19 protein-coding genes are annotated in these 23,031 nt (G+C 52.2%); all 19 read left to right on the forward strand.

Translation table 11 applies throughout. The features are described 5' to 3' along the window. The first annotated feature begins 104 nt into the window (after positions 1-104). The 19 genes from rseP to ACE41H_RS07480 all read left to right on the forward strand — a co-directional run bounded on the left by rseP (position 105) and on the right by ACE41H_RS07480 (position 22,975). Entirely contained in the window at positions 105-1,376 is a 1,272-nt protein-coding gene (rseP, locus tag ACE41H_RS07390; RefSeq protein ID WP_375354412.1) for an RIP metalloprotease RseP, read from the forward strand. 53 nt (positions 1,377-1,429) lie between these two features. Then, positions 1,430-2,878, forward strand: a complete 1,449-nt coding sequence (gene proS, locus ACE41H_RS07395; protein WP_375354413.1) for a proline--tRNA ligase — start codon at positions 1,430-1,432, stop codon at positions 2,876-2,878. Positions 2,879-3,004: 126 nt separating this feature from the next. After that, the gene (locus ACE41H_RS07400) at positions 3,005-7,321 is read left to right on the forward strand and encodes a PolC-type DNA polymerase III (protein ID WP_375354415.1); all 4,317 of its coding nucleotides are present in this window, start codon (positions 3,005-3,007) and stop codon (positions 7,319-7,321) included. 221 nt (positions 7,322-7,542) lie between these two features. Beyond that, positions 7,543-8,004: a ribosome maturation factor RimP gene (gene rimP, locus ACE41H_RS07405; protein ID WP_375354417.1), complete on the forward strand. Its 462-nt coding sequence runs from the start codon at positions 7,543-7,545 to the stop codon at positions 8,002-8,004. Between the two features lie 120 nt (positions 8,005-8,124). Next, complete coding sequence (gene nusA, locus ACE41H_RS07410) at positions 8,125-9,222, forward strand: transcription termination factor NusA (RefSeq protein WP_375354419.1); 1,098 nt, start codon at positions 8,125-8,127, stop codon at positions 9,220-9,222. Positions 9,223-9,246: 24 nt separating this feature from the next. After that, positions 9,247-9,555, forward strand: a complete 309-nt coding sequence (gene rnpM / locus ACE41H_RS07415; RefSeq protein ID WP_375354421.1) for an RNase P modulator RnpM — start codon at positions 9,247-9,249, stop codon at positions 9,553-9,555. Then, positions 9,548-9,871 carry a YlxQ family RNA-binding protein gene (locus ACE41H_RS07420; RefSeq protein WP_375354519.1) on the forward strand — a complete coding sequence of 108 codons (324 nt, stop codon included), beginning with the start codon at positions 9,548-9,550 and terminating at the stop codon, positions 9,869-9,871. Before rnpM ends, ACE41H_RS07420 begins: the two co-directional genes overlap by 8 nt. After that, a complete protein-coding gene (infB, locus tag ACE41H_RS07425) occupies positions 9,864-12,389 on the forward strand; it encodes a translation initiation factor IF-2 (RefSeq protein WP_375354423.1) in 2,526 nt (841 codons plus the stop codon). The genes ACE41H_RS07420 and infB overlap by 8 nt, the downstream gene beginning before the upstream one ends. 20 nt (positions 12,390-12,409) lie before the next feature. Continuing rightward, positions 12,410-12,763 carry a 30S ribosome-binding factor RbfA gene (rbfA, locus tag ACE41H_RS07430; protein WP_375354425.1) on the forward strand — a complete coding sequence of 118 codons (354 nt, stop codon included), beginning with the start codon at positions 12,410-12,412 and terminating at the stop codon, positions 12,761-12,763. Between the two features lie 22 nt (positions 12,764-12,785). After that, a complete protein-coding gene (locus ACE41H_RS07435; RefSeq protein ID WP_375354427.1) occupies positions 12,786-13,763 on the forward strand; it encodes a DHH family phosphoesterase in 978 nt (325 codons plus the stop codon). Next, positions 13,760-14,686 carry a tRNA pseudouridine(55) synthase TruB gene (truB, locus tag ACE41H_RS07440; RefSeq protein WP_375354428.1) on the forward strand — a complete coding sequence of 309 codons (927 nt, stop codon included), beginning with the start codon at positions 13,760-13,762 and terminating at the stop codon, positions 14,684-14,686. Before ACE41H_RS07435 ends, truB begins: the two co-directional genes overlap by 4 nt. A gap of 40 nt (positions 14,687-14,726) precedes the next feature. Then, a complete protein-coding gene (locus tag ACE41H_RS07445; protein ID WP_375354430.1) occupies positions 14,727-15,677 on the forward strand; it encodes a bifunctional riboflavin kinase/FAD synthetase in 951 nt (316 codons plus the stop codon). Between the two features lie 136 nt (positions 15,678-15,813). Next, positions 15,814-16,083, forward strand: coding sequence for a 30S ribosomal protein S15 (gene rpsO / locus ACE41H_RS07450; protein ID WP_375354432.1), 270 nt, complete (start codon positions 15,814-15,816; stop codon positions 16,081-16,083). 247 nt (positions 16,084-16,330) lie between these two features. After that, positions 16,331-18,430: a polyribonucleotide nucleotidyltransferase gene (gene pnp, locus ACE41H_RS07455; protein WP_375354434.1), complete on the forward strand. Its 2,100-nt coding sequence runs from the start codon at positions 16,331-16,333 to the stop codon at positions 18,428-18,430. 153 nt (positions 18,431-18,583) lie between these two features. Further along, a complete protein-coding gene (locus tag ACE41H_RS07460) occupies positions 18,584-19,573 on the forward strand; it encodes a polysaccharide deacetylase family protein (protein ID WP_375354435.1) in 990 nt (329 codons plus the stop codon). 83 nt (positions 19,574-19,656) lie between these two features. Next, on the forward strand, positions 19,657-20,922 hold the full coding sequence (locus tag ACE41H_RS07465; RefSeq protein ID WP_375354437.1) for a M16 family metallopeptidase: 1,266 nt from the start codon (positions 19,657-19,659) through the stop codon (positions 20,920-20,922). Continuing rightward, positions 20,900-21,346: a dUTP diphosphatase gene (gene dut / locus ACE41H_RS07470; protein ID WP_375354439.1), complete on the forward strand. Its 447-nt coding sequence runs from the start codon at positions 20,900-20,902 to the stop codon at positions 21,344-21,346. Before ACE41H_RS07465 ends, dut begins: the two co-directional genes overlap by 23 nt. Positions 21,347-21,482: 136 nt before the next feature. After that, positions 21,483-22,382, forward strand: coding sequence for a dipicolinate synthase subunit DpsA (gene dpsA / locus ACE41H_RS07475; protein WP_375354441.1), 900 nt, complete (start codon positions 21,483-21,485; stop codon positions 22,380-22,382). After that, positions 22,379-22,975 (forward strand): dipicolinate synthase subunit B, encoded by a 597-nt coding sequence (locus ACE41H_RS07480; protein WP_375354443.1) that lies wholly within the window; start codon positions 22,379-22,381, stop codon positions 22,973-22,975. The genes dpsA and ACE41H_RS07480 overlap by 4 nt, the downstream gene beginning before the upstream one ends. Positions 22,976-23,031 lie beyond the last annotated feature (56 nt).

A 23,031-nucleotide genomic window follows, 5' to 3' on the forward strand; every position in this document is an offset into this window, starting at 1 on the left:
TCTTTCCAATTAAGACCCACCTGTGTGATTCTCTTGTACGGGATCGGAGAATAATGATAAATTAGAAGGACATACTCGATCTCACGAAAGGGGAAAGGAAACGATTGGAAACGGTTCAAATGGTTTTACTGACGGTGCTCATGTTCTTCGTTCTTGTAACGGTGCATGAATGGGGGCATTACTATTTTGCCAAACGTGCCGGCATCCTGGTTAGAGAATTTGCGATCGGTTTCGGTCCGAAACTGTTCTCCTATAAAAGGAATGAAACCCAGTTCACGCTTCGTCTGCTGCCTTTCGGCGGCTTTGCGCGGATGGCTGGTGAAGATCCGGAATTGAATCAGATTGAGGCTGGGCAGACCATTGCTGTGCGCGAATCGGACGGCCTGGTAAAGACCATTTATCTTGATCAGCTGGATAACCGCAAAAATGTAATCCGCGGTGAAGTGCAATCCATTGATCTGGAGGACGCCCTGACCCTTATGCTTGATGTGGATGGAGATTCCCAGCAGTTCAAGGTTCATCCGCAGGCGTTGACGGTGAGCAAGGGGCAATCGGTTCAGATTGCTCCCCGGGACCGCCAGTATGGCAGCAAGACGGTGGGGCAAAGAGCGATGGCTATTTTTGCCGGCCCGTTAATGAACTTCGTGCTTGCCTTTGTGCTGTTTGCCATTCATGTACAGATGACCGGCATTCAGGTTGCAAATCCGACGAATGTAATCGTAGGAGAAGTTACGGAGGGCATGCCTGCCGATAAGGCCGGAATCCATGAGGGAGATATGATCGAATCCATTAACGGAGAGCAGGTTGGCGCAGACCGGCAAAAGCTGATCGATCTGATCGCAGCGTCCCAGGACCGGCCCATGGACTGGGTGATCCGGCGCGGGGATGAATCACTGAACCTGACGATCACACCGGTGGCGATGGAAGGGCAGGAAGGCGGCAAGGTCGGAATTGCACCGGTGCTGCCAACAAGGCAGGCTGGATTTGCCGAAACATTCCAGGTTGCAGGCCAGTCGATGGTAGATACGACCGTAGCGATCTTTGACGGCTTCCGCCAGCTGATTCAGAATTTCTCTATCGATGATTTGGGAGGACCGGTACGGACGGCTGAGGTCACCGGGCAAATCGCCAAGCAGGGCATCGATCAGCTCACGTATTGGGCGGCTATTTTGAGCCTGTATCTTGGCATCTTCAACCTGCTGCCGATCCCGGCATTGGATGGCAGCCGCTTGATTTTCCTTGGTGTAGAAGCTGTTCGGGGCAAGCCTATCGATCCGAGCAGGGAAGGCATGGTGCATTTTGTTGGCTTTGCGATGCTGTTCCTGCTGATGATTGCGGTCACCTATAACGATATATTGCGTTTGATTAACGGTTAATTTATGCCAGGGTCCGCGCTGCGGCCGGACCCTGATGGGAGGACGGCCTTTTTATGTCAAAAGATAAACAATTCGTGTCTGAAATTACACCGCAGGGGGAGGACTTCTCCCGTTGGTACATTGATGTCATCAAGAAAGCGGAATTGATGGACTACTCTCCTGTGCGGGGATGTATCGTTTTCCGCCCGGACGGCTTCGAAATCTGGGAGCATATCAAGGATGCGATGGACGTTCGCTTCAGAGAGACGGGACACCGCAACGCCTACTTCCCGATGTTTATTCCGGAGAGCTTTTTCCAGAAAGAAAAAGAGCATGTAGAAGGCTTTAATCCGGAGCTGCCGTGGGTGACGGAAGCCGGGGGAGAAAAGCTGGAGGAACGTCTCGCGATCCGTCCTACCTCCGAGACGATGATCGGCCATATGTACTCCAAATGGATCCAATCCTACCGTGATCTGCCTGTGCTCATTAACCAATGGGCGAACGTGGTCAGATGGGAGAAGCGTACGCTTCCTTTCCTGCGCACAAGCGAGTTTTTGTGGCAGGAAGGACATACCGCGCATGAGACGGAAGAAGAAGCTCGCGAGGAAACGATGAAAATGCTGGAGGTATACCGCGAGGTTATCGAAGATGTGCTCGCGATACCGGTCGTTGTCGGCGAGAAAACTCCATCCGAGCGCTTCGCCGGAGCAGTGAATACGTACTCGCTGGAAGCGATGATGCGCGACGGTCGTGCGGTGCAGGCGGGGACCTCCCATTATCTTGGCACGAAATTTGCGGTTGCGTTCGATATCAAGTATTTGAGCCGTGACAATACGCTTGAGTATGTGCACACGACCTCCTGGGGAACGAGCACACGCCTGATCGGTTCGCTGATCATGGTGCATGGGGATGACCGCGGACTGGCGCTTCCTCCCAAGGTTGCGCCTACCCAGGTCATCATGATTCCGATCGGCCCGCCGAAGACACGTGACGCGGTGCTGGCGCGGACGGATGAGCTTTATGCCGAATTGAAGAAGGCCGGTGTACGTGTGAAGGTCGATGACCGTTCCGACGTCAGTCCGGGCTGGAAATTCAACGAATATGAAATGCGCGGAGTGCCTGTCCGCCTCGAACTTGGGCCTCGTGACATGGAGAACGGAGTTTGCGTGCTCGTCTCCCGCATCAGCGGCGAGAAGAAAGTGGTGCAGCAGTCCAATCTGGTTGATGAAATCAACGCGATGCTCGCTCAGGTTCAGCAGGAAATGTACGACCGGGCCAAGTCCTTTATGCAGGAAAATTTTTATTCTGTGAACACACTCGATGAAATGAAAGCTCTGATGGAGGAGAAGCGCGGCTTTACGCTGGCCGGCTGGTGCGGCTCTGAGGAATGCGAAGACAAGGTGAAAGAGGTAACTGGGGCAACAAGCCGCAACATTCCTTTCAAGCCGTCCGAAGAGAAGTCGGTCTGCCTGTGCTGCGGACAGCCTGCCAAGCATACCGTGGTATTCGCACGAGCTTATTAATCAAGTAAAATAGAGCATGGTGCAACTAAATGAGCTTCTGATCGCAGAAATTGTCGGTGTGTCTGTTGCCATCGATGGCATTTGCGGACCAGGGGCTCTTCATGTTTTGGGGAAGGTGGGAGAACCATGAGCGGTGCTGACGACAAGAGAAAGAGACTTGAACTGCTGATGAAGCAGGCGAGCGTAGCCCCCGGTATAGTAGATCCTTACTTTCTGGATGGATGGGTCGAAAGGGTGGAGATCAGCCGCAGCAACAAAGAATGGCATATTATTCTGGCGAAAAAAACGCTGGTTCCCGCTCCGGTATACCGGACGTTTTGCTTGCAGGTACAGGAAAAGATGAATCATATCGCCAAAATTACTTTTGGCTTTCAATACAGTGAGGCTGTAAACAGAGCCGACATTATCGACGAGTATTGGAAAATGTTCCTGGAATGGGTCCAACGCGAAATTCCTTCGGTTAACGGCTGGATGACCAGGGCTGGCCATGACTGGGACAACGGTTTGCTGCTGCTGACGATGACGGATGCTATGTCGCTGGAACTGGCTCGTAAAAAACAGATCGACCAGGCGATTGTTCGTTTTTACGAGCGATATTTTCATCTCACGCTCCGGGTCAAGATGCAGGCTGGGGAAGGCAACGAGGAAGCGCTTGAGCAATTCCAGCAGAAGAAGCTGGAAGAAGAGCGCGAGGTTATCCAGCGAATGATGGAAAGCATGGAGACCGAGATGCCGCTGGCGGATGAAGAAGAAGGGGATGTGCGCCTCCAATTCGGGTATGAAATTAAAGAGCAGCCTGTTCCGATTCAGGAAATTCAGGATGAGGAAAAAAAGGTCACACTGCAGGGAACGATTTTTGGCCTGGACAGTAAGGAGCTGCGTAACGGAAGCACCCTGTTCACTTTTTATCTGACAGATTTTACAGATTCACTGCAGATGAAAATGTTCGCGAAGACCAAGGAAGACTTGAAAATTCTCAGCCTGCTGGCTAACGGCAAATGGGTAAAGGTTCGGGGACGGGTGGAATACGACCGGTTCATGCAGGTGCCGGAGCTCGCTATGATTCCTTCCGATCTGGTGGAGGTGCAGGCCCCGCCGTCGCGCAAAGACAACGCGCCGGAGAAACGGGTGGAGTTTCACCTGCATTCGAAAATGAGCACCATGGATGCGGTAACCTCCATTGATACCTATATCAAAACAGCCGCCAAATGGGGGCATAAAGCGATCGCCGTAACGGATCATGGCGGTGTGCAGTGTTATCCCGAAGCGGCCAAAGCGGCGAAGAAGAACGGTATCAAAATGATATACGGAGTGGAAGCCAACGTAGTCAACGATGCCATTGAGGTTGTCATGCAGGCTCAGCCGCTTGATCTTAAAACGGCTACATATGTCGTATTCGATATTGAGACAACAGGCCTTTCGATTACACAGAACAAAATTATAGAAATTGCGGCTGTGAAAATGCAGGACGGCAAGGAAATTGACCGTTATGCAACCTTCGTTAACCCGCATGAGCGGATTCCTTATAATATCCAGCAGCTCACCAATATCACGGATGAGATGGTCAAGGATGCGCCGAATGTGGAACCGGTTATGGAGGAATTTGTGAAATTCGTTGGAGATGCGGTGCTGGTCGCCCACAATGCCCGCTTCGACATCGGCTTCATTCAGGCCACCCTAAAGAAAATGGGGCTGACTGAGCTGACGAATCCGGTGCTGGATACGCTGGAACTGGCACGCCTGCTCTTCCCGACCATGAAAAATCACAGACTCAATACGCTGACGGACAAATACAAGGTCGCATTGGAAAGCCATCACCGTGCGATTGATGATACGATAGCGCTCGGAGGTGTGCTGAACGGCCTGCTCGCCGATGCTGCACAGATGAAGGGCATGACACGGCTGGATCGGCTTAATGATGATGTGGGCAAGAATTTATCCACAGCCCGGCCGTTCCACTGCTGCATCTATGCGCTGAACCCGGTCGGCAAGAAGAACCTGTATAAACTTGTTTCTCAGTCGCACACAGAATATTTTAAAAGGGTGCCCTGTATCCCAAAATCGAAATTGTCCGAGATGCGGGAAGGCCTGCTGATTATTTCTGGCTGCGAGAAAGGCGAATTTTTCGAAACCGTGCTGAACAAGACGGTGGAAGAGGCTGAAGAAGTGGCACAGTTTTACGATGTGCTGGAAATTCAGCCGCTCACAATGTACATGCATCTTGTGGAAAAACAGCTTGTCAGCGACCCGGACGCGCTTAAAACGGCGCTTCGTAAAATATGCGATATCGGCCAGCGGCTGGGCAAGCCCGTCATTGCCACCGGAAATGTTCATTATCTGGAGGCGAGGGACAAGATTTACCGCGATATTACGATTCACGGCATTACCGGCTTCAGCCCGCTCAAAGGCATACGCAAGCCTGACGCTCATTTGCGCACGACGGAGGAGATGCTGGCTGAATTCGAATTCCTGGGTGAAGAGAAGGCTTATGAAGTGGTTGTTGCCAACACAAGCGAATTGGCCGACAGGTTCGAAGAACTGGAGTTGTTCCCGGACAAGCTCTTTACTCCGATCCTGGAGGGAGCGGATGAAGAGATCCGCAACACCTGCTACGAAACAGCCAGATCCATCTATGGGGATGACCTTCCTGAAGTCGTTGTCGCCCGTCTGGAGAAGGAACTTGAGCCGATCATTAAATACGGCTTTTCGGCCAACTATCTGATCTCCGAGCGGCTTGTCAAAAAGTCGAACCAGGACGGGTATCTGGTCGGCTCGCGTGGCTCCGTAGGATCATCGGTGGTGGCGACGTTCCTCGGTATTTCCGAGGTTAACCCGCTGCCTGCGCATTATATCTGTACGAATCCGGAATGCAAGCACAGCGAGTGGTTCCTGGACGGCAGTGTGCCGAGCGGATTCGACCTTCCCGACAAGGACTGCCCGAAATGTGGCGGCAAGCTTAAAGGGGAGGGGCAGGACATTCCGTTCGAGACGTTCCTTGGTTTTAAGGGGGACAAGGTTCCCGATATCGACTTGAACTTCTCGGGCGAATATCAGCCACATGCCCATAACTATACTAAGGTGCTGTTCGGGGAGAAAGCGGTATTCCGGGCAGGCACTATTGGCACGGTTGCGGAGAAGACTGCCTTCGGCTTTGCCAAGAAGTATGAAGAAGAGCATAACCAGAAATGGCGCGGAGCAGAGCTGAACCGGCTGGCCGCCGGCTGTACCGGCGTCAAGCGCAGCACGGGTCAGCACCCAGGCGGGATTGTCGTCGTGCCGGATTATATCGAAGTGGAGGATATCACTCCGGTTCAATTTCCGGCGGACGATACCTCTGCGGAATGGAAGACCACCCATTTTGACTATCATGCCTTTGACGCGAACCTGCTCAAGCTTGATATTCTGGGACACGATGATCCCACGATGATGAGAATGCTGCAGGACCTGACAAATGTCGATCCAACGACGATACCGATGAACGATCCCAAGGTCATGAGCATGTTCAACTCAACGGAAGCGCTTGGCGTTAGGCCGGAGCAGATCCGAACCCCGGTGGCCACCTACGGTATCCCGGAGATGGGGACGAAATTCGTACGTCAGATGCTGATCGAATCACAGCCTTCCTCCTTTGCGGATTTGCTGCAGATTTCCGGTCTGTCACACGGTACGGGGGTATGGCTCGGCAACGCGCAGGATCTGATCAAAAACGGCACGTGCAACATCAAAACGGTTATCGGCTGTCGTGACGACATTATGCTGTTCCTGATTTACAAAGCGGGGATGGATGCGAGCCTTGCTTTTAAAATTACGGAAAGCGTGCGTAAAGGTAAAGGCTTGACACCGGAATGGATTGAAGAGATGAAGCGCTGCAAGGTGCCGCAATGGTACATTGACTCTTGTCTCAAAATCCAGTACATGTTCCCGAAGGCGCACGCGGCGGCCTACGTTATCTCCGCTGTTCGCACCGCCTACTTCAAGCTGTACCATCCGATTGCATTTTATGCGACCTACTTTTCGGTCCGCGCAGCCGACTTTGATATCGAATTATGCTGCCAGGGCTATGAAGCGATCGGCCGTAAAATTGTCGAAATCGAGCAGCTCGGGTTCCAGGCTCCGCCGAAGGAGAAAAACATGCTGCCGATTCTGGAGATGGCGCTGGAAATGACAGCCCGCGGTTTCACCTTTAAACCGATTGACCTTTACCGTTCGGAGGCGACCCGCTTTAAGGTCGACGGCGATTCGCTGATTCCTCCGTTCGGGGCCTTGGCTGGAATCGGGGAAAACGCCGCCCGCAACATCGCTGCTGCCCGCGAGCAGGGTGAGTTTTTGTCGATCGAGGATTTTCAGCAAAAATCGAAGGCAAGTAAAACAATTGTGGAGATGCTGTCGCAAATGGGATGCTTCCGCGGACTTCCGGAAAGCAATCAGCTTTCCCTCTTCTAGGCTTGTCCTCTCCGTGAGGAAGTCAAGCTTCAACCCTTGTCACTTACATCTGGTTATGTTATAATTTTTTTGGTAATCATGGAGATAAAACCGTCGCTAAAGAGTGGGGAAACCCACTCTTTACTCTTTGCTACGGCGGTTTTGTGAATTATTGGCGCAGGCCCCGGGTGGCGCGGCAAAAACAGATATACAGGAAACGATACTCTTGGAGGTTATAATCTTTGAGCACACCAAAGATCAAATCCATCGTGGAAGAAATGGTTCAACCCTACTTGATTGAGCATGGCTTCGAGCTGGTCGACGTTGAATACGTCAAGGAAGGCAGTAACTGGTTTCTGCGCGTCTTTGTTGACAAGGACGGCGGAATTGACCTGGACGACTGCAGTATGATCAGTGAATATCTCAGCCAGAAGCTGGATGAGAAGGACCCGGTCTCGGATGCTTATTTTTTGGAAGTGTCATCTCCCGGTGCGGAACGTCCGCTGAGGAAAGCGGAGGATGTGGCCAGAGCGGTAGGCAAAGACGTATTCATTACTACATACGAGCCTGTTAACGGCCTCAAGGAATTTGAGGGCAGATTGCTTTCATTTGAAAATGACGAGCTTACGGTGCAAACTGGCAAAAAAGAGCATGTCATTCCGTACGCCAAAGTAGCGGGAGCGCGGCTGGCGATCATATTTTAAATGCTTGACTGCAACTAATGACGATTGGTCTGGCGTGAAACGGCCGGTCTCCTTGATTGGAACAAGGAACAAACCGTTTCTGCGCAAGACGCCATGATTTGAAAGGGGGAGAAATGATCCATGAGTATGGATTTTATTGAAGCAATGAATGAGCTGGAAAGGGAAAAAGGCATCAGCAAGGATGTGCTGTTCGAAGCGATTGAAGCCGCCCTGATTTCCAGCTACAAACGCAACTTTAACACGGCCCAGAACGTTCGCGTCGATATGAACCGCAACACCGGGGTTATCAAAGTGTTTGCTCGCAAGCTGATCGTAGACGAGGTGCTGGATCCTCGTACCGAAATTTCCCTGCCGGCTGCGCGTGAAATCAATCCGCATTTCCAGCTTGACGACATTGCGGAGATCGAAGTAACGCCGCGTGATTTCGGACGGATTGCTGCCCAGACAGCCAAACAGGTGGTTACCCAGCGCATCCGCGAGGCGGAGCGAGGGCTGATTTACAACGCTTTTGTCGATAAAGAGGAAGATATCGTCACAGGCACCGTACAGCGGCAGGATCAGCGTAATATTTACGTGGATCTTGGCAAGATTGAAGCAGCGCTTCCGCTCAGCGAGCTGATGCCGAATGAGAGATTCAACCATCTGGACCGCATCAAGGCATATATCACAAAAGTGGAGAATACAACGAAAGGGCCGCAAATTCTGCTGTCCCGCACTCATCCGGGCCTGCTCAAACGATTGTTCGAGCTTGAAGTTCCGGAAATTTTCGACGGGGTTGTGGAGATTCGTTCTGTGGCCCGTGAAGCCGGCTTTCGATCCAAAATCGCCGTATACTCGCGCAACGAAGAAGTCGATCCGGTCGGCTCCTGTGTTGGCCCGAGAGGCACGCGTGTACAGACTATCGTCAATGAGCTGCGCGGTGAGAAAATCGACATCGTCCGCTACTCCGACAATGTCGATGAATATGTAGCCAATGCGCTTAGCCCTTCCAAGGTGCTGGAGGTGCAGGTGTTTGAAGCGGAAAAAATGGCGCGTGTCATCGTTCCTGATTACCAGCTATCCCTCGCCATCGGCATCAAGGGACAGAATGCGCGGCTTGCCGCCAAGCTGACAGGCTGGAAGATCGATATCAAGAGCGAAACCCAGGCGGAAGAAGAGTACGGCAGACCCCGCAGCAATGACGAGGAAATGCATCAGGATTCCGTTTCTGTCGATTAAACGCAAGGTTAAGGGGGGAGTCGAATGAAACAGAGAAAGGTACCGCTGCGCAAATGCGTGGCCTGCCAGGAAATGATGCCGAAGAAGCAGCTTATCCGCATCGTCAAAACCCCTGAAGACGAAATATTGATTGATCTGACCGGTAAAAAATCTGGCCGGGGGGCTTATTTATGCGGCAAGGACGCATGCTTTAAGCTGGCCCGGAAGAACAAAGCGCTGGATCGTGCTTTAAAGCATCAGGTAGATCCGGAAATCCATGATCAATTGGCCCGGGATTTCGCTGCCGCCGAGGAAGAATTCCTGGCGGCACAAGGCAGTGCCGATGATGAATAAGGCGCTGTCCAATATAGGCCTGGCCATGCGGGCAGGCAAACTGGTAACTGGTGATGAAATCGTGCTGAAGGCTGTGCGCGTTTCCGAAGCCAAGCTGGTCATCCTTGCGAAAGATGCTTCAGTTAATACTCAAAAGAAATTCCGCGATAAATGCGGATTCTACAACATTCCACTGCTGATAGGGTTTGACCGGGAAAGCTTGGGCAACAGTGTCGGCAAGGCCGAACGGGTCGTGCTGGCGGTAACGGATCAAGGGTTCGCGCAAATGATCTTGAAACATGCGGGGATTATGTCGGAGGTGGAGTATATTGAGTAAACAGGAAAGCAAAGACAAACTGCGGGTTTATGAGTACGCCAAGTCATTGAATATGAGCAGCAAGGAAATTATTACGATTCTTAAAAGGCTTGACATTCCCGTTAACAATCATATGAGCGTTATGGAGAACGATGCCGTAGGCAAGGTTGAAAACTTCTTCAAGGAAATCAAATCCAACGCCGCTAAGCAAAGCGGGACAGGTACGGCCCAGATCCATGCGCAAAAGACAGAGCAACCCAAAATTCAACAGGAAAAGCAGGTAAGTATGAATAATAAAAAAACCAACCAAAACCAGAGCAGTACAAACTCAAGACCGCAAAGCGGTCAGGATAACCGGAGAAGCGGTTCCTCTTCCGGCCAGGGCGGTCAGAACCGGAGCGGCGGGCAGCGACAAGGCAATGCGGGCGGCGGCAATCGCCCGCAGGGAGGTTCGGCACCGCGCCAGCAAAGCGGAACAAGCGTAGGCTCCCGTCCGCAGCAAAACAGCGGCCAGCGTGACGGCGGAGCAACGGTCAAAACGGCCGAACGCAGCGGTGGAGGACAAAACCGCGGTGGGCAAGGCGGCGGTAATCGCAGCGGCGGCAATAACCGCAACAACGGGGGGGGCAGCGGTGGCCGTCAGGGAGGAAACAACCGCTTTGAGGACCGTACAGGCGGCGGAGGCCAAAACCGTGGCAATGCCGGTCGCGGCGGCAAAGGCGGGAAATTCAACAACAACCGTGGCCGCGGGGGACAGCAGGAACAGCGCCGCGAGAAAATTGACAACACTCCGAAGAAAATTATCGTGCGCGGTGAAATGACCGTTGGCGAAACGGCTAAGCTCCTGCACAAGGATGCTTCCGAGGTTATCAAAAAGCTCATTATGCTGGGCACGATGGCTACCATCAACCAGGAGCTGGATATGGATACGATTCTCCTGCTTGCAGGCGAATTCGGAGTGGAAGTCGAAGTGAAGATTCCGGTCGAAGAGGACCGTTTTGAAACGACTGAGGAAAATGACGAACCGGAAAGCCTGACCACACGTCCGCCAGTTGTAACGATCATGGGCCACGTTGACCATGGTAAAACCACCTTGCTTGATGCGATTCGCTCCACGAACGTTATCGGCGGCGAAGCCGGGGGCATCACGCAGCATATCGGCGCATACCAGGTGGAAATCAACAGCAAGAAGATTACGTTCCTGGATACGCCTGGCCACGAAGCGTTTACAGCCATGCGTGCACGCGGTGCCCAGGTAACGGATATGACCATCATCGTTGTTGCAGCCGATGACGGTGTGATGCCGCAAACGGTGGAAGCGATCAACCATGCCAAAGCGGCAGGTTTGCCAATCATCGTAGCGGTTAATAAAATTGATAAGCCGGATGCCAATCCGGATAAAGTGAAGCAAGAGCTGACAGAATATGAGCTCGTTCCGGAAGAGTGGGGCGGCGATACCATCTTCGTGAATGTGTCGGCCAAACAAAAAATGGGTCTGGAAGATCTGCTGGAAATGATTCTGCTGGTTGCGGAAGTGAACGAGTACAAAGCGAATCCTGACAAGCGCGCACGCGGAACCATCATCGAGGCCGAGCTGGACAAAGGCCGCGGTTCGGTGGCACGGATTCTCGTGCAGAACGGTACGTTGAAAGTTGGCGACGCGTTTGTGGCGGGCAACTGCTTCGGGCGGGTGCGGGCAATGGTTAATGACAAAGGCCGCCGTCTGAAAGAGGCAGGTCCTTCCACACCGGTAGAAATTACCGGTTTGACGGAAGTGCCTTTGGCCGGCGATCCGTTCATGGTGTTTGAAGATGAGCGCAAAGCACGTGCCATTGCTGAAAAACGTGCAACCACACATCGGCAATCCGAGCTGGGCAGCAATACACGGGTAACCCTTGACGACCTGTTTCAGCATATTAAAGATGGCGAAATGAAGGATCTGAACGTCATTATTAAAGGTGACGTGCAAGGCTCTGTCGAAGCGCTGAAAGGCTCCCTGAACAAAATTGAAGTTGAGGGTGTACGCGTCAAGATCATCCACAGCAGTGTTGGCGCGATCAATGAGTCCGACATCATTTTGGCTGCGGCCTCGAACGCGATTGTGATCGGCTTTAACGTTCGCCCTGACAATCAGGCCAAGGCGACCGCCGATTCCGAGAAAGTGGACATCCGCCTGCACCGCGTTATCTACAACGTAATCGAAGAAATCGAGCAGGCGATGAAAGGCATGCTTGATCCGATATACAAAGAAAATATTATCGGTCATGCCGAGGTGCGCAACATATTTAAAGTCAGCAAGGTCGGAACTATCGCAGGCTGTATGGTTACGTCTGGCAAAATTTCCCGTAACGCGGAAGCCCGCCTGATCCGTGACGGCATCGTCATTTTCGAAGGTAAAATCGATTCCTTGAAGCGGTTCAAGGACGATGCCAAGGAAGTGGCGCAAGGCTACGAATGCGGTATTACCCTTGATGGCTATAATGACGTTAAGGAAAACGACGTCATCGAAGCGTTCGTCATGGAGACGGTGGAACGCTGAGGGCAGAAAGGTGAGCTACAATGGCTAAAATACGAACAGGACGTGTCGGGGAACAGATCAAAAAGGAGCTGAGCCTGCTGATCCAGAGCGAGCTGAAGGATCCGCGCATCGGTTTTGTGACCGTAACGGGTGTTGACGTGACCAATGATCTGTCCCAGGCCAAAGTATATTTAAGCGTACTGGGAGACGAAGAACAGAAGCAGGCCACACTCAAGGGGCTGGACAAAGCCAATGGCTTTCTTCGCTCGGAGCTGGGCAAAAGAATCCGGCTCCGCCATGTACCGGAACTGATTTTTAAAATTGACGAATCCATTGCCTATGGCAGCCGTATCGAGAAGCTGCTTAATGACATCGGCAAGGAAGATCAATCATGAATTGAATGTAAAGGAGACGGCAATGCAGACTTATGAACGGGCGCTTCAGCAGGCAAAAAATTTCCTGCAGGAGCATGATGATTTCCTGATCGTGTCGCATGTACAGCCGGACGGAGATGCAGTCAGCTCGACCTTAACGGTGGGCTGGCTTCTCTCATGTCTGGGCAAAAAATTTACGATGCTGAACGAGGGGCCAATCCCGCAGCGAATGAAATTTTTGTGGCATGCTGATGACATCGTGAATATGAGCGTTCAGCCTTTGGACCGCAAGTACAGCCGGGTGATCTGTGTGGACTGTGCGGATTTCCGCCGTGTTGGGCTGACCGAGCAGTATTTTGCAGATGATGCGCTTATTCTGAATATAGATCACCATCCGACCAATGACGGCTATGGCAGTGTCAATGTGATTAAGGCGGATGCGGCAGCCACGGCCGAAATTTTATTTGATTTGCTGGAACTGTGGGGCGTAAACTGGGATGCAGAGATAGCAACCCTGGTCTATACCGGCCTGTTGACAGATACCGGCGGTTTCCGCTATTCAAATACATCTCCCCAGGTTATGTCCATCGCCTCTGCACTGCTGTCTCATGGCGTAAATGGTCCGGATTTGTCGGAACGGCTGCTCGAATGCCTGTCGCTGGCGCAGGTGCAAATTTTGACACAGGCTTTGTCGACGCTGGAAATGACCGCTGATGGCAAAATTGCCTGGGTGACTGTCCGGCCGGAAGATATGGCGGCTGCGGGAGCCGAAAACGAGGATCTGGAAGGAATCGTAAATTATCCGCGTAACATCCAGAGAGTGGAAGTGGGCATTTTATTTAAGATGATCGACGGACAAGCAGTCAAAGCCAGCCTGCGCTCCGCAGGCCGAGTTGATGTGGCGGCTTTGGCCCATTCCTTTGGAGGCGGAGGGCATGTGCGGGCCGCCGGCTGCCGCGTGGAGGGCACGCTTGCGGAAGTTGTCGAACGGGTCGTCAACAGAGTTAAGGAGCAGCTATGAAGAAAAGTTGGGAAGGGATCTTGCCTGTCTACAAGCCCGCCGGTTTTACTTCCCATGATGTGGTGGCCAAGGCGCGCCGTCTGCTGGGAATGAAACGGATCGGCCACACCGGCACGCTTGATCCGCAGGTCACTGGCGTACTTCCGCTTTGTCTGGGGCGAGCGACCCGGGTTGTGGAATATTTGCAGGAACAACCGAAGGAGTATCAGGCTACACTGCGTCTTGGTATTGCGACCGATACGGAAGATATGACGGGTACGGTGGTGGAGGAAACTGACGCACGGGCGGTGACGGAGGGGGAGGCGGCAGCGGTGCTGCAGCGTTTTACCGGCGTGATTAGCCAGGTGCCCCCTATGTATTCGGCGGTCAAGGTAGCAGGCAAACGGTTGTATGAGCTCGCCCGGGAAGGGAAAACCGTGGAACGCAAAAGCCGGGAGGTCACCATCTATGAGCTGGAGATGAACGGCTTTGCCAACAGGGATACACATACCGATGTATCGTTTCGGGTTCTGTGCTCCAAAGGCACCTACATCCGTACTCTTTGCGTGGATATCGGGCGCGAGCTTGGTTATCCGTCCACGATGGTCCGTCTTGAACGGACCATGTCCGCCGGCATCAAAGCAGATCGCTGCCTGACGTTCGAAGATATTGAGCGCTGTACCGCAGATGGCACGCTGGGCGAGCGTCTGATACCGGTGGATGATGCGATTGCTTTTATGCCCGCACATACGGTTGTCAAGCAAAGAGCGGCAGCGGCCGTACAGGGACAGCGACTGTCCCCGGGGGCTGTGCTTCCGCCGGTAGAGCATGGTCTGCCTGTCCGGCTTTATCGGGAGGACGGCCAGTTTCTCGGCATCTTCGTCCGTGATCCGGAGTCGCATGCCGTGACAGCCATCAAGGTGTTTCTTTCGGATCAGCAGTAATCGTATTCAGAACTATATAAGGAATGCAGGTGAAAAGCGAATGATCACTGTACCTCTGTCATACCCGCCGACAGCTGAAGTTTTACAAAAGCATGCCCGCTCTCAGGTTATGGCTATGGGGCAGTTCGACGGGCTTCATATGGGTCATCAAAGCGTAATCCGCACAGCAGTTTCATTGGCTGAGCGCCGACAGTGCCCGGTATCTGTTATGACCTTTCATCCTCATCCCAAAGAAGTCATGAAGAAGGGTGACTATGAGGGCTATCTGACCCCTATTGCCGAAAAAAAGGCACTGCTGAGGTCGATGGGGGTTGACGTGCTGTATATTATGGAGTTTAATGAAGCTTTTTCGCGTGTAACTCCGCAGCAGTTCGTAGAAGATGTGCTGTTTCCGCTGCAGGTGCAAACGGCGGTTGTCGGGTTTGATTTCCGCTTCGGCCACCGTGGTGAAGGGGATGAGAGCATGCTGAGGGAACTGGGGGGTGACCGGATGACCGTGGAGACCGCGCAGCCCTTCGAATTGAACGGGGAAAAAGTCAGCAGCTCGGGCATCCGCAAAGCGCTAAGGGAAGGCGATCTTGCCCGTGCTTTGGACTGGCTCGGACGTTCATACCGGCTGCAGGGGATCGTAAGCGATGGTGAAAAAAGAGGACGGACGATTGGGTTTCCGACCGCCAACCTGCGGCTGGATGATAATTATGTCATCCCCATGAAAGGGGTATACGCAGTCCGTGCCACCGTAGACGGCGAGCAGTTGAAAGGGGTTATGAACGTTGGTGTGAAGCCGACCTTTCATGAAGGGGACCTGAAGCCGTCATTCGAGGTGCATCTGTTCGATTTCAACCGGCAAATCTATGGCGAAACGATGGCGGTGGAGATGTACCACTTTATCCGGCCTGAGCGCAAGTTCAGCGGTGTTCAGGAGCTTGTGGCACAAATCCGGAATGATGCGGATACGGCAAGACAGCTGCTTTCATCTTCAAGATTTTAGTACGGCATTTACAATGGGTACTCTGCCGTGTTATACTAAATTACGTTGCTCATGCAACAGTGAACCTTGGCTTGGTTTCACGCTTTCACCGGCGGTTACTCGGCTGACGGCGATTATAATGAAGGAGGTGAACAGAATGGCATTGACTCAAGAGCGTAAACAACAGCTGATTGACGAATACAAAACTCACGAATCCGATACTGGATCCGCAGAGGTTCAAATCGCAATCCTGACGGAGAACATCGTTAACTTGCAAAGCCACTTTCGTTCGCATAAGAAAGACCATCACTCCCGCCGCGGGCTGTTGAAGATGGTTGGTCAGCGTCGTAAGCTTTTGGCTTACCTGAAGAAAACCGATGTAAATCGTTACAGCGCACTGATCGAAAGACTCGGACTGCGCCGTTAATTTACGTGTAAGCCCAAAAAGAACCTGGTTGTTCACCGCATGTCCCTGCAAAGGCGACGGCGGACAACAGCCAGGTTTTATTAAATTTCTCGGGTTTCCGGATTTTCGGGGAGCCCTCCAATCGTGCCTTTTCCTAAGCGCTGACTGTCTTCGATGAAAGAGAGTTATCTTATGAATCGGCTTGGAGCAGGAAATACTGTTTTTACGCAGAACAAGAACATACAGGTGTAAAGAATGGAGGGATACCATGGAACAACGTGTAGAAATGCAGCTTGGCGGCAGAAAGCTCGTTCTTGAAACGGGGAGACTGGCAAAGCAAGCCAATGCAGCAGTAATGGTACGCTACGGCGAGACCGCGGTGCTTTGTACCGTTACAGCATCAAGCGAACCGAAGGATTTGGATTTTTTTCCGTTAACCGTCAATTATGAGGAAAGATTATATGCTGTCGGTAAAATTCCAGGAGGTTTCATCAAGCGTGAGGGAAGACCAAGCGAGAAGGCGATTCTTGCCAGCCGTCTGACGGACCGTCCGATACGGCCGCTGTTCCCAGAAGGTTTCCGCAATGATGTTCAGGTCCTGGACCTTGTGATGAGTGTCGATCAGGACTGTGAGCCACAGATCGCGGCCATGATTGGCACGTCGGCAGCGCTGAGTATTTCGGATGTGCCGTTTAACGGTCCGATCGGCGGTGTTGCAGTCGGTCGGGTGAACGGTCAATTTATCATCAACCCAACCATTGAGCAGCAGGAGATAAGCGATTTGTATCTGGTTGTGGCGGGTACAAAAGATGCGATCATGATGGTGGAAGCCGAGGCGAATGAGGTTCCTGAAGAGACGATGCTGGAAGCGATCATGTTCGGACATGATGAAATCAAGAACATTGTCGCCACGATTGAAGAGCTGGTGAAGATTGCCGGCAAGGAAAAAATGCAGGTCAAGCTGCATGCCGTGGACGAAACGGTCAACAAGGAAGTGCGTGAGTATGCCGCAGCCCGTTTGGTGGAAGCGGTAAAAATCGAAGAAAAGCATGCACGCCAGAACGCGATCGATGCCATCAATGAAGAGACGGTTGCTCATTTTGAAGAGAAGTACATGGATACACCGGAGCTTCTGAAGGATGTCAACGAAGTTCTCTATGATATCGTTAAGGAAGAAGTGCGCCGTTTAATTACCCATGACAAGATTCGTCCGGACGGCCGCAAGCTGGATGAAATCCGTCCGATTGAGAGTGATACCGGCCTCCTGCCACGGACGCACGGCTCCGGTTTGTTTACACGCGGACAGACACAGGCGTTGAGCGTTTGTACGCTGGGAGCCCTTGGTGATGTGCAAATTCTGGACGGCATTTCATTGGAAGAGTCGAAACGCTTTATGCACCATTATAATTTCCCGCCTTTCAGCGTGGGCGAGGCGCGTCCTTTGCGTGCTCCAGGCAGACGTGAAATCGGGCATGGTGCGCTTGGCGAGCGTGCATTGGCCAAAGTCATCCCGTCGGAATCCGAATTCCCTTATACGATCCGTCTCGTATCCGAGGTGCTTGAATCGAACGGTTCTACATCGCAGGCGAGCATTTGCGCAAGTACGCTGGCAATGATGGATGCGGGTGTTCCGATCAAGGCACCGGTGGCGGGTGTGGCGATGGGATTGATCAAGGATAAAGATCATGTATCCATTCTGACAGATATCCAGGGTATGGAGGATCATCTGGGAGATATGGACTTTAAAGTGGCCGGGACTGCTGAAGGAGTAACCGCCATTCAAATGGACATCAAGATCGACGGCATTGACCGCAACATTCTGCATGACGCTCTGACCCAGGCCAGAGAAGGGCGGATGTTCATTCTGAATAAAATGATGGAAGCGATCCAAGAGCCGAGAAGGCAGCTTTCACCATATGCGCCGAAAATCATTACAATGTATATCAACCCGGATAAAATCCGCGATGTCATCGGTGCAGGCGGCAAGATCATCAACAAGATCATCGAAGAAACCGGCGTGAAAATTGATATCGAGCAGGATGGCCGTGTATTTATTGCTTCGTCCAATCCGGAAATGAACGAGAAAGCACGTTCCATTATTGAAGGAATCGTAAGAGAGGTTGTTATCGGCGAAATCTATGTCGGAACCGTTAAACGTATCGAAAAATTCGGCGCATTCGTAGAAATTTTGCCAGGCAAAGACGGACTGGTTCATATTTCGCAGCTGTCCACCGAACGGGTCGGCAAAGTGGAAGACGTGGTGGCGATCGGCGATACGATCACGGTTAAAGTTACCGAAATCGATCAACAGGGCCGGGTTAACCTGTCCCGCAAAGCCGTATTGACCGCAGAACAGCCGGCCAAGTAGCAACAACGCTTCATACTCATCAAAGAATCTGTAAAAGAGACAGAGCAATTTTCTGGCTCTTTTTTAATACATATGCAAGCAGGAAACCATAGAGGTATAAAACCTGTCCGGCGCTCATAGGATGTGGACAAACGCGCTGGAAGGATGAATGGGATGAAAAAGGCGAAAATAGCCGCCGCTGCCTTGGTGAGTGCCGCTCTGGTCCTGTGGATTGGCCAAATCGGCGGTATCCGTGAATATGTGCAAGAGGTCCGCAACCAGTGGGAAGAAGAGATTGCAGTAGAAGTGTGGGGACCTGCGACAGCAGGCGAGCAGCTTATGGAGATCATAAAGCTTGAGGCCGAGCGACGTAAGCAGGCCCCGATTGATGCGAAGGTTGACCATGTCTGGAAGGCGGTTCCCGGGTACAACGGGGTAGAAGTAGACATAGAAGCCACCTATCGGAGGGCCGCTGCCACTCCGGGTATGCCTGTAAAATACATATATAAGCAAATTCCACCGCAGGTATCGCTTGATGATCTGGGTCATCACCCCATTTACCGCGGCAACCCGTCCAAACCGATGGCCGCCTTCATGATCAACGTAGCCTGGGGGAATGAATACATCGGTCCTATGCTCGAAATCTTAGATCGTGAGCATGTCAAGGCCACTTTTTTCCTGGACGGAAGCTGGTTGAAGAAAAATCCGGATATCGCCAAGGAAATTCAGAAGAGAGGACACGAAATATCGAATCATGCCTATTCCCACCCGAACATGAGCCGGCTCAGCCGGGAGCGAGCACAACAGGAGATTTCGAAAACGGAGGCTCTGCTCAAGGAAACACTTGGCGTTCAGAATAAGTGGTTTGCTCCTCCTTCCGGGGATTATGATCAACAGACCGTTGAAATCGCCGCAAGCCTGGGATTGAAGACTGTTTTATGGACACTGGACACAGTGGATTGGAAAAAACCGGACCCTGCTTCCATCGTGCGCAAAATTGGAGCCGGTGTTGGGCCTGGCTCACTCATCCTGATGCATCCAACCCAATCCTCAGCTGAGGCATTGGCCGATATGATCAAGGCTGTACGCAGCAAAGGACTGACACCCGGCACGGTCAGCCAGACACTTTCGTCGGAGCGGATCCTTGACGAAGCGGTTGAGTAGTCTTCCTTTTTCTGTTACGATGAACATTATGGCGTTAGATGCATCATGGCATAGGCAAGTTTAAGTTTAAGGGGGCCAACTTAGTGAAATTGATACAGCTGAACAACGGCCTTAGAGTGGTCATGGAAAAAATTCCGAACGTACGTTCTGTTTCCTTCGGAATCTGGGTCAAGACCGGATCGCGGCATGAGGACGAAACCAGCAGCGGCATATCCCATTTTATCGAGCACATGCTTTTTAAAGGCACGGACCGCTTCAGCGCAAAGGATATTGCGGAGGAATTTGATGCCATCGGCGGAAACGTCAATGCATTTACTTCCAGGGAATACACATGTTATTATGCCAAGGTGCTTGACGAACATTTGCCGATTGCGGTAGATGTGCTGTCAGATATGTTTTTTAATTCAAAGCTGGACCCGGAGGAGCTCGCAAGAGAGAAAAACGTCATCCTTGAGGAAATTTCCATGTACGAGGATACTCCTGATGACATGGTGCATGATCTGGTTTCCAGAGCGGCGTACGGGAGCCATCCCTTGGCCTATCCGATTCTCGGCTCGGAGGAGCGCCTGCAGGCCATGGACAGCGACCAACTCCGCGGTTATATGAAACAGCATTATACCGTTGAAAATACAGTGATCAGCCTGGCTGGAAATATCGGTGATGATGTGGTCGAGCTGCTGGAGAAACACTTCGGCCACTTTGACAATCATGGTCAGCCTTCAAAGCTGGAAGTTCCTGCTTTTGCAGGACAGTTCCTGTTTCACGAAAAAAGCACGGAGCAGAACCATATCTGCCTGTCGTTCCCGGGATGTGCCACGGGCGAGCCGCTGCAATATGCTATGATTTTGCTGAATAATACACTTGGCGGAGGCATGAGCTCCAGACTGTTCCAGGAAATCCGTGAAAAACGCGGGCTTGCATACTCCGTGTATTCCTATCATAGCTCCCATGCGGACAGCGGTATGCTGACCATCTACGCGGGGACGGCGCCAAAGCAGACGAAGGATGTACTTGAGCTGACCCAGGAGCTGCTGCATGACGCCGCGGTGAAAGGGCTGACATCCACAGAACTCAGCAAGGGCAAGGAGCAGCTTAAAGGAAGTCTGATTTTGAGCCTGGAGAGTACGGGCAGCCGGATGAACAGAAACGGGAAGAATGAACTGATGCTGGGCCGCCATTATACGCTGGATGAAATGATCCGGAATATTGAGCAGGTCACGATGGATGATGTACAGGCCGTGCTGGACCGTATGTTCGCCCAGCCTTTCGCCGTCGCCATGGTCGGGTCTTCGGACGCGGCAGTTACAGGATTGAGGAGGGACCAGTTTGTCTTATTACGTGGAAATTAACAAGCTTGCGGGCAATGAAGATATTGAATTGCCCTGCAGAATGTCGGAGCTTGCTTCCGGATTTGATTTATATGCTGCAGTAACAGAGGATGTCGTACTGGAGCCCGGTAAGCGTGGCCTGATTCCGACTGGATTTGCGCTTGCCATGCCTGCCGGACTGGAGGCGCAAATCCGCCCCCGCAGCGGATTGGCCTACAAGCACGGGATTACGTGTCTGAACACGCCCGGCACGATTGACGCCGATTACCGCGGCGAAGTTAAGGTACTCCTAATTAATTTAGGGGAGGAGCCATTTACCATCGTGCGGAACGAACGGATCGCCCAAATGGTGTTCCAGGAAGTGCCCCGGGTCGAACTGAAGCAGGTCGAAGAATTATCTGAAACGGTTCGTGGATCGGGAGGTTTCGGACATACAGGCAGATAATAGGCCTGCAAGCGAATAATACGAATATGACAAAGAGAACCGCCCGCTATGGGCGGTTTTTTGCGCTCTCTATCACCCTTTCCGGGTAAACGCATAATATGAACCATACCGTGTCTGGAAAAGGAGTGAACACCAGATGCTCACAGGAATTCGGGTTTTGGTTATTGGTGGAGATGCCCGACAGCTGCAGGTACTGAGAAAATGTGCCGATTTAGGCGCTTCTGTGCATGCAGTGGGATTTGAACGCATTCCGGAGAAGATTCCCGGCGTGTCTTTTGTGCCGCTGGGAGAAGAAGTTCTGGAATCAGCGGATGCTCTCATATTGCCGGTTGTAGGCTGTGATGATGAAGGAAAGGTAAACGCGTTATTTGCTGAGGAACCGCTGCAACTGCTGGATGAGCATGTTTCCGTGCTACCGGGGCACTGTACAATTTACACCGGAATGGCTAAGCCGTATTTGCACAATTTGAGCGACAAATATGGTCTGAAGCTGGTTGAGCTCCTGAATCGGGACGATATTGCCATTCACAACTCGATTCCTACGGCCGAGGGAGCCGTCATGATGGCGATCCAGCATACGGAAATTACAATTCATGGGTCCAAATGCATCGTGCTCGGTATGGGGCGTACCGGGTTTACATTGGCTAAAACTCTGCAGGGGCTTGGAGCTGACGTAAAGATCGGGATTCGCTGGAAGGATGAAGGGGCACGTGCCGCCGTGATGGGCTGGAAGCCTTTTGAGACAAGGGATTTGGCGGATGAGGTGAGCGATATTGACTTGCTTTTTAATACGATACCCACTATGATTATCACAGCGCAAATCCTGTCCCGAATGCCTCGGAGTGCCGTCATTATTGACCTGGCCTCCGCTCCCGGTGGATGTGATTTCTCAAGTGCGGAGAAGATTGGAATCAAGGCTGTTCTTGCCCCTTCACTTCCCGGCATCGTAGCTCCCAAAACCGCAGGTATGATTATGGCGGACGCATTGGTTCAGCAGCTTTTGCAAGATAATCCGAACCGGGGGGAAGGCATATGAACTGGAGGGGCAAGACAGTAGGTTATGCGATAACGGGCTCACATTGCACCTTTGAGGAAGTGATGCCCGTCGTTCAGCGTTTTGTAGATGAAGGCGCACGGGTCGTTCCGATTATTTCAGGCTCGGTGCTGACGACGGATACACGTTTCGGCAGCTCGCAAAATTGGCAAAAACAGTTGAAAGATATAACAGGGAATGATATCATTTCTACAATTGTCGAGGCTGAACCGCTTGGACCATCACGTATGCTGGATGTCCTTGTTATTGCGCCATGCACGGGCAATACGACCAGCAAGCTGGCCAACGCCATGACGGACAGTCCCGTGCTGATGGCTGCCAAAGCACAGCTCCGGAACGGCCGTCCGCTGGTGCTTGCCATTTCAACCAATGACGGTCTTGGACTGAATGCGGCGAATATCGCTAAGCTGCTTGTGGCCAAATCCGTTTATTTCGTGCCATTCGGGCAGGACAATCCGGAACAGAAACCCAACTCGCTAGTGGCTCAGATGGAGCTGATTCCCGAGGCATGTTATGCAGCCCTGGAGGGCAGACAGCTCCAGCCCATGATCATTCAGCGACATCATACCATGTAATTGCCTGGCGGGCCTCCGGCTGCTGATGCAGCCGGAGGCTTTCAGAATATATGGTA

It is taken from the genome of Paenibacillus enshidis (genome assembly GCF_042136365.1).
Taxonomy (GTDB): Bacteria; Bacillota; Bacilli; order Paenibacillales; family Paenibacillaceae; genus Paenibacillus; species Paenibacillus enshidis.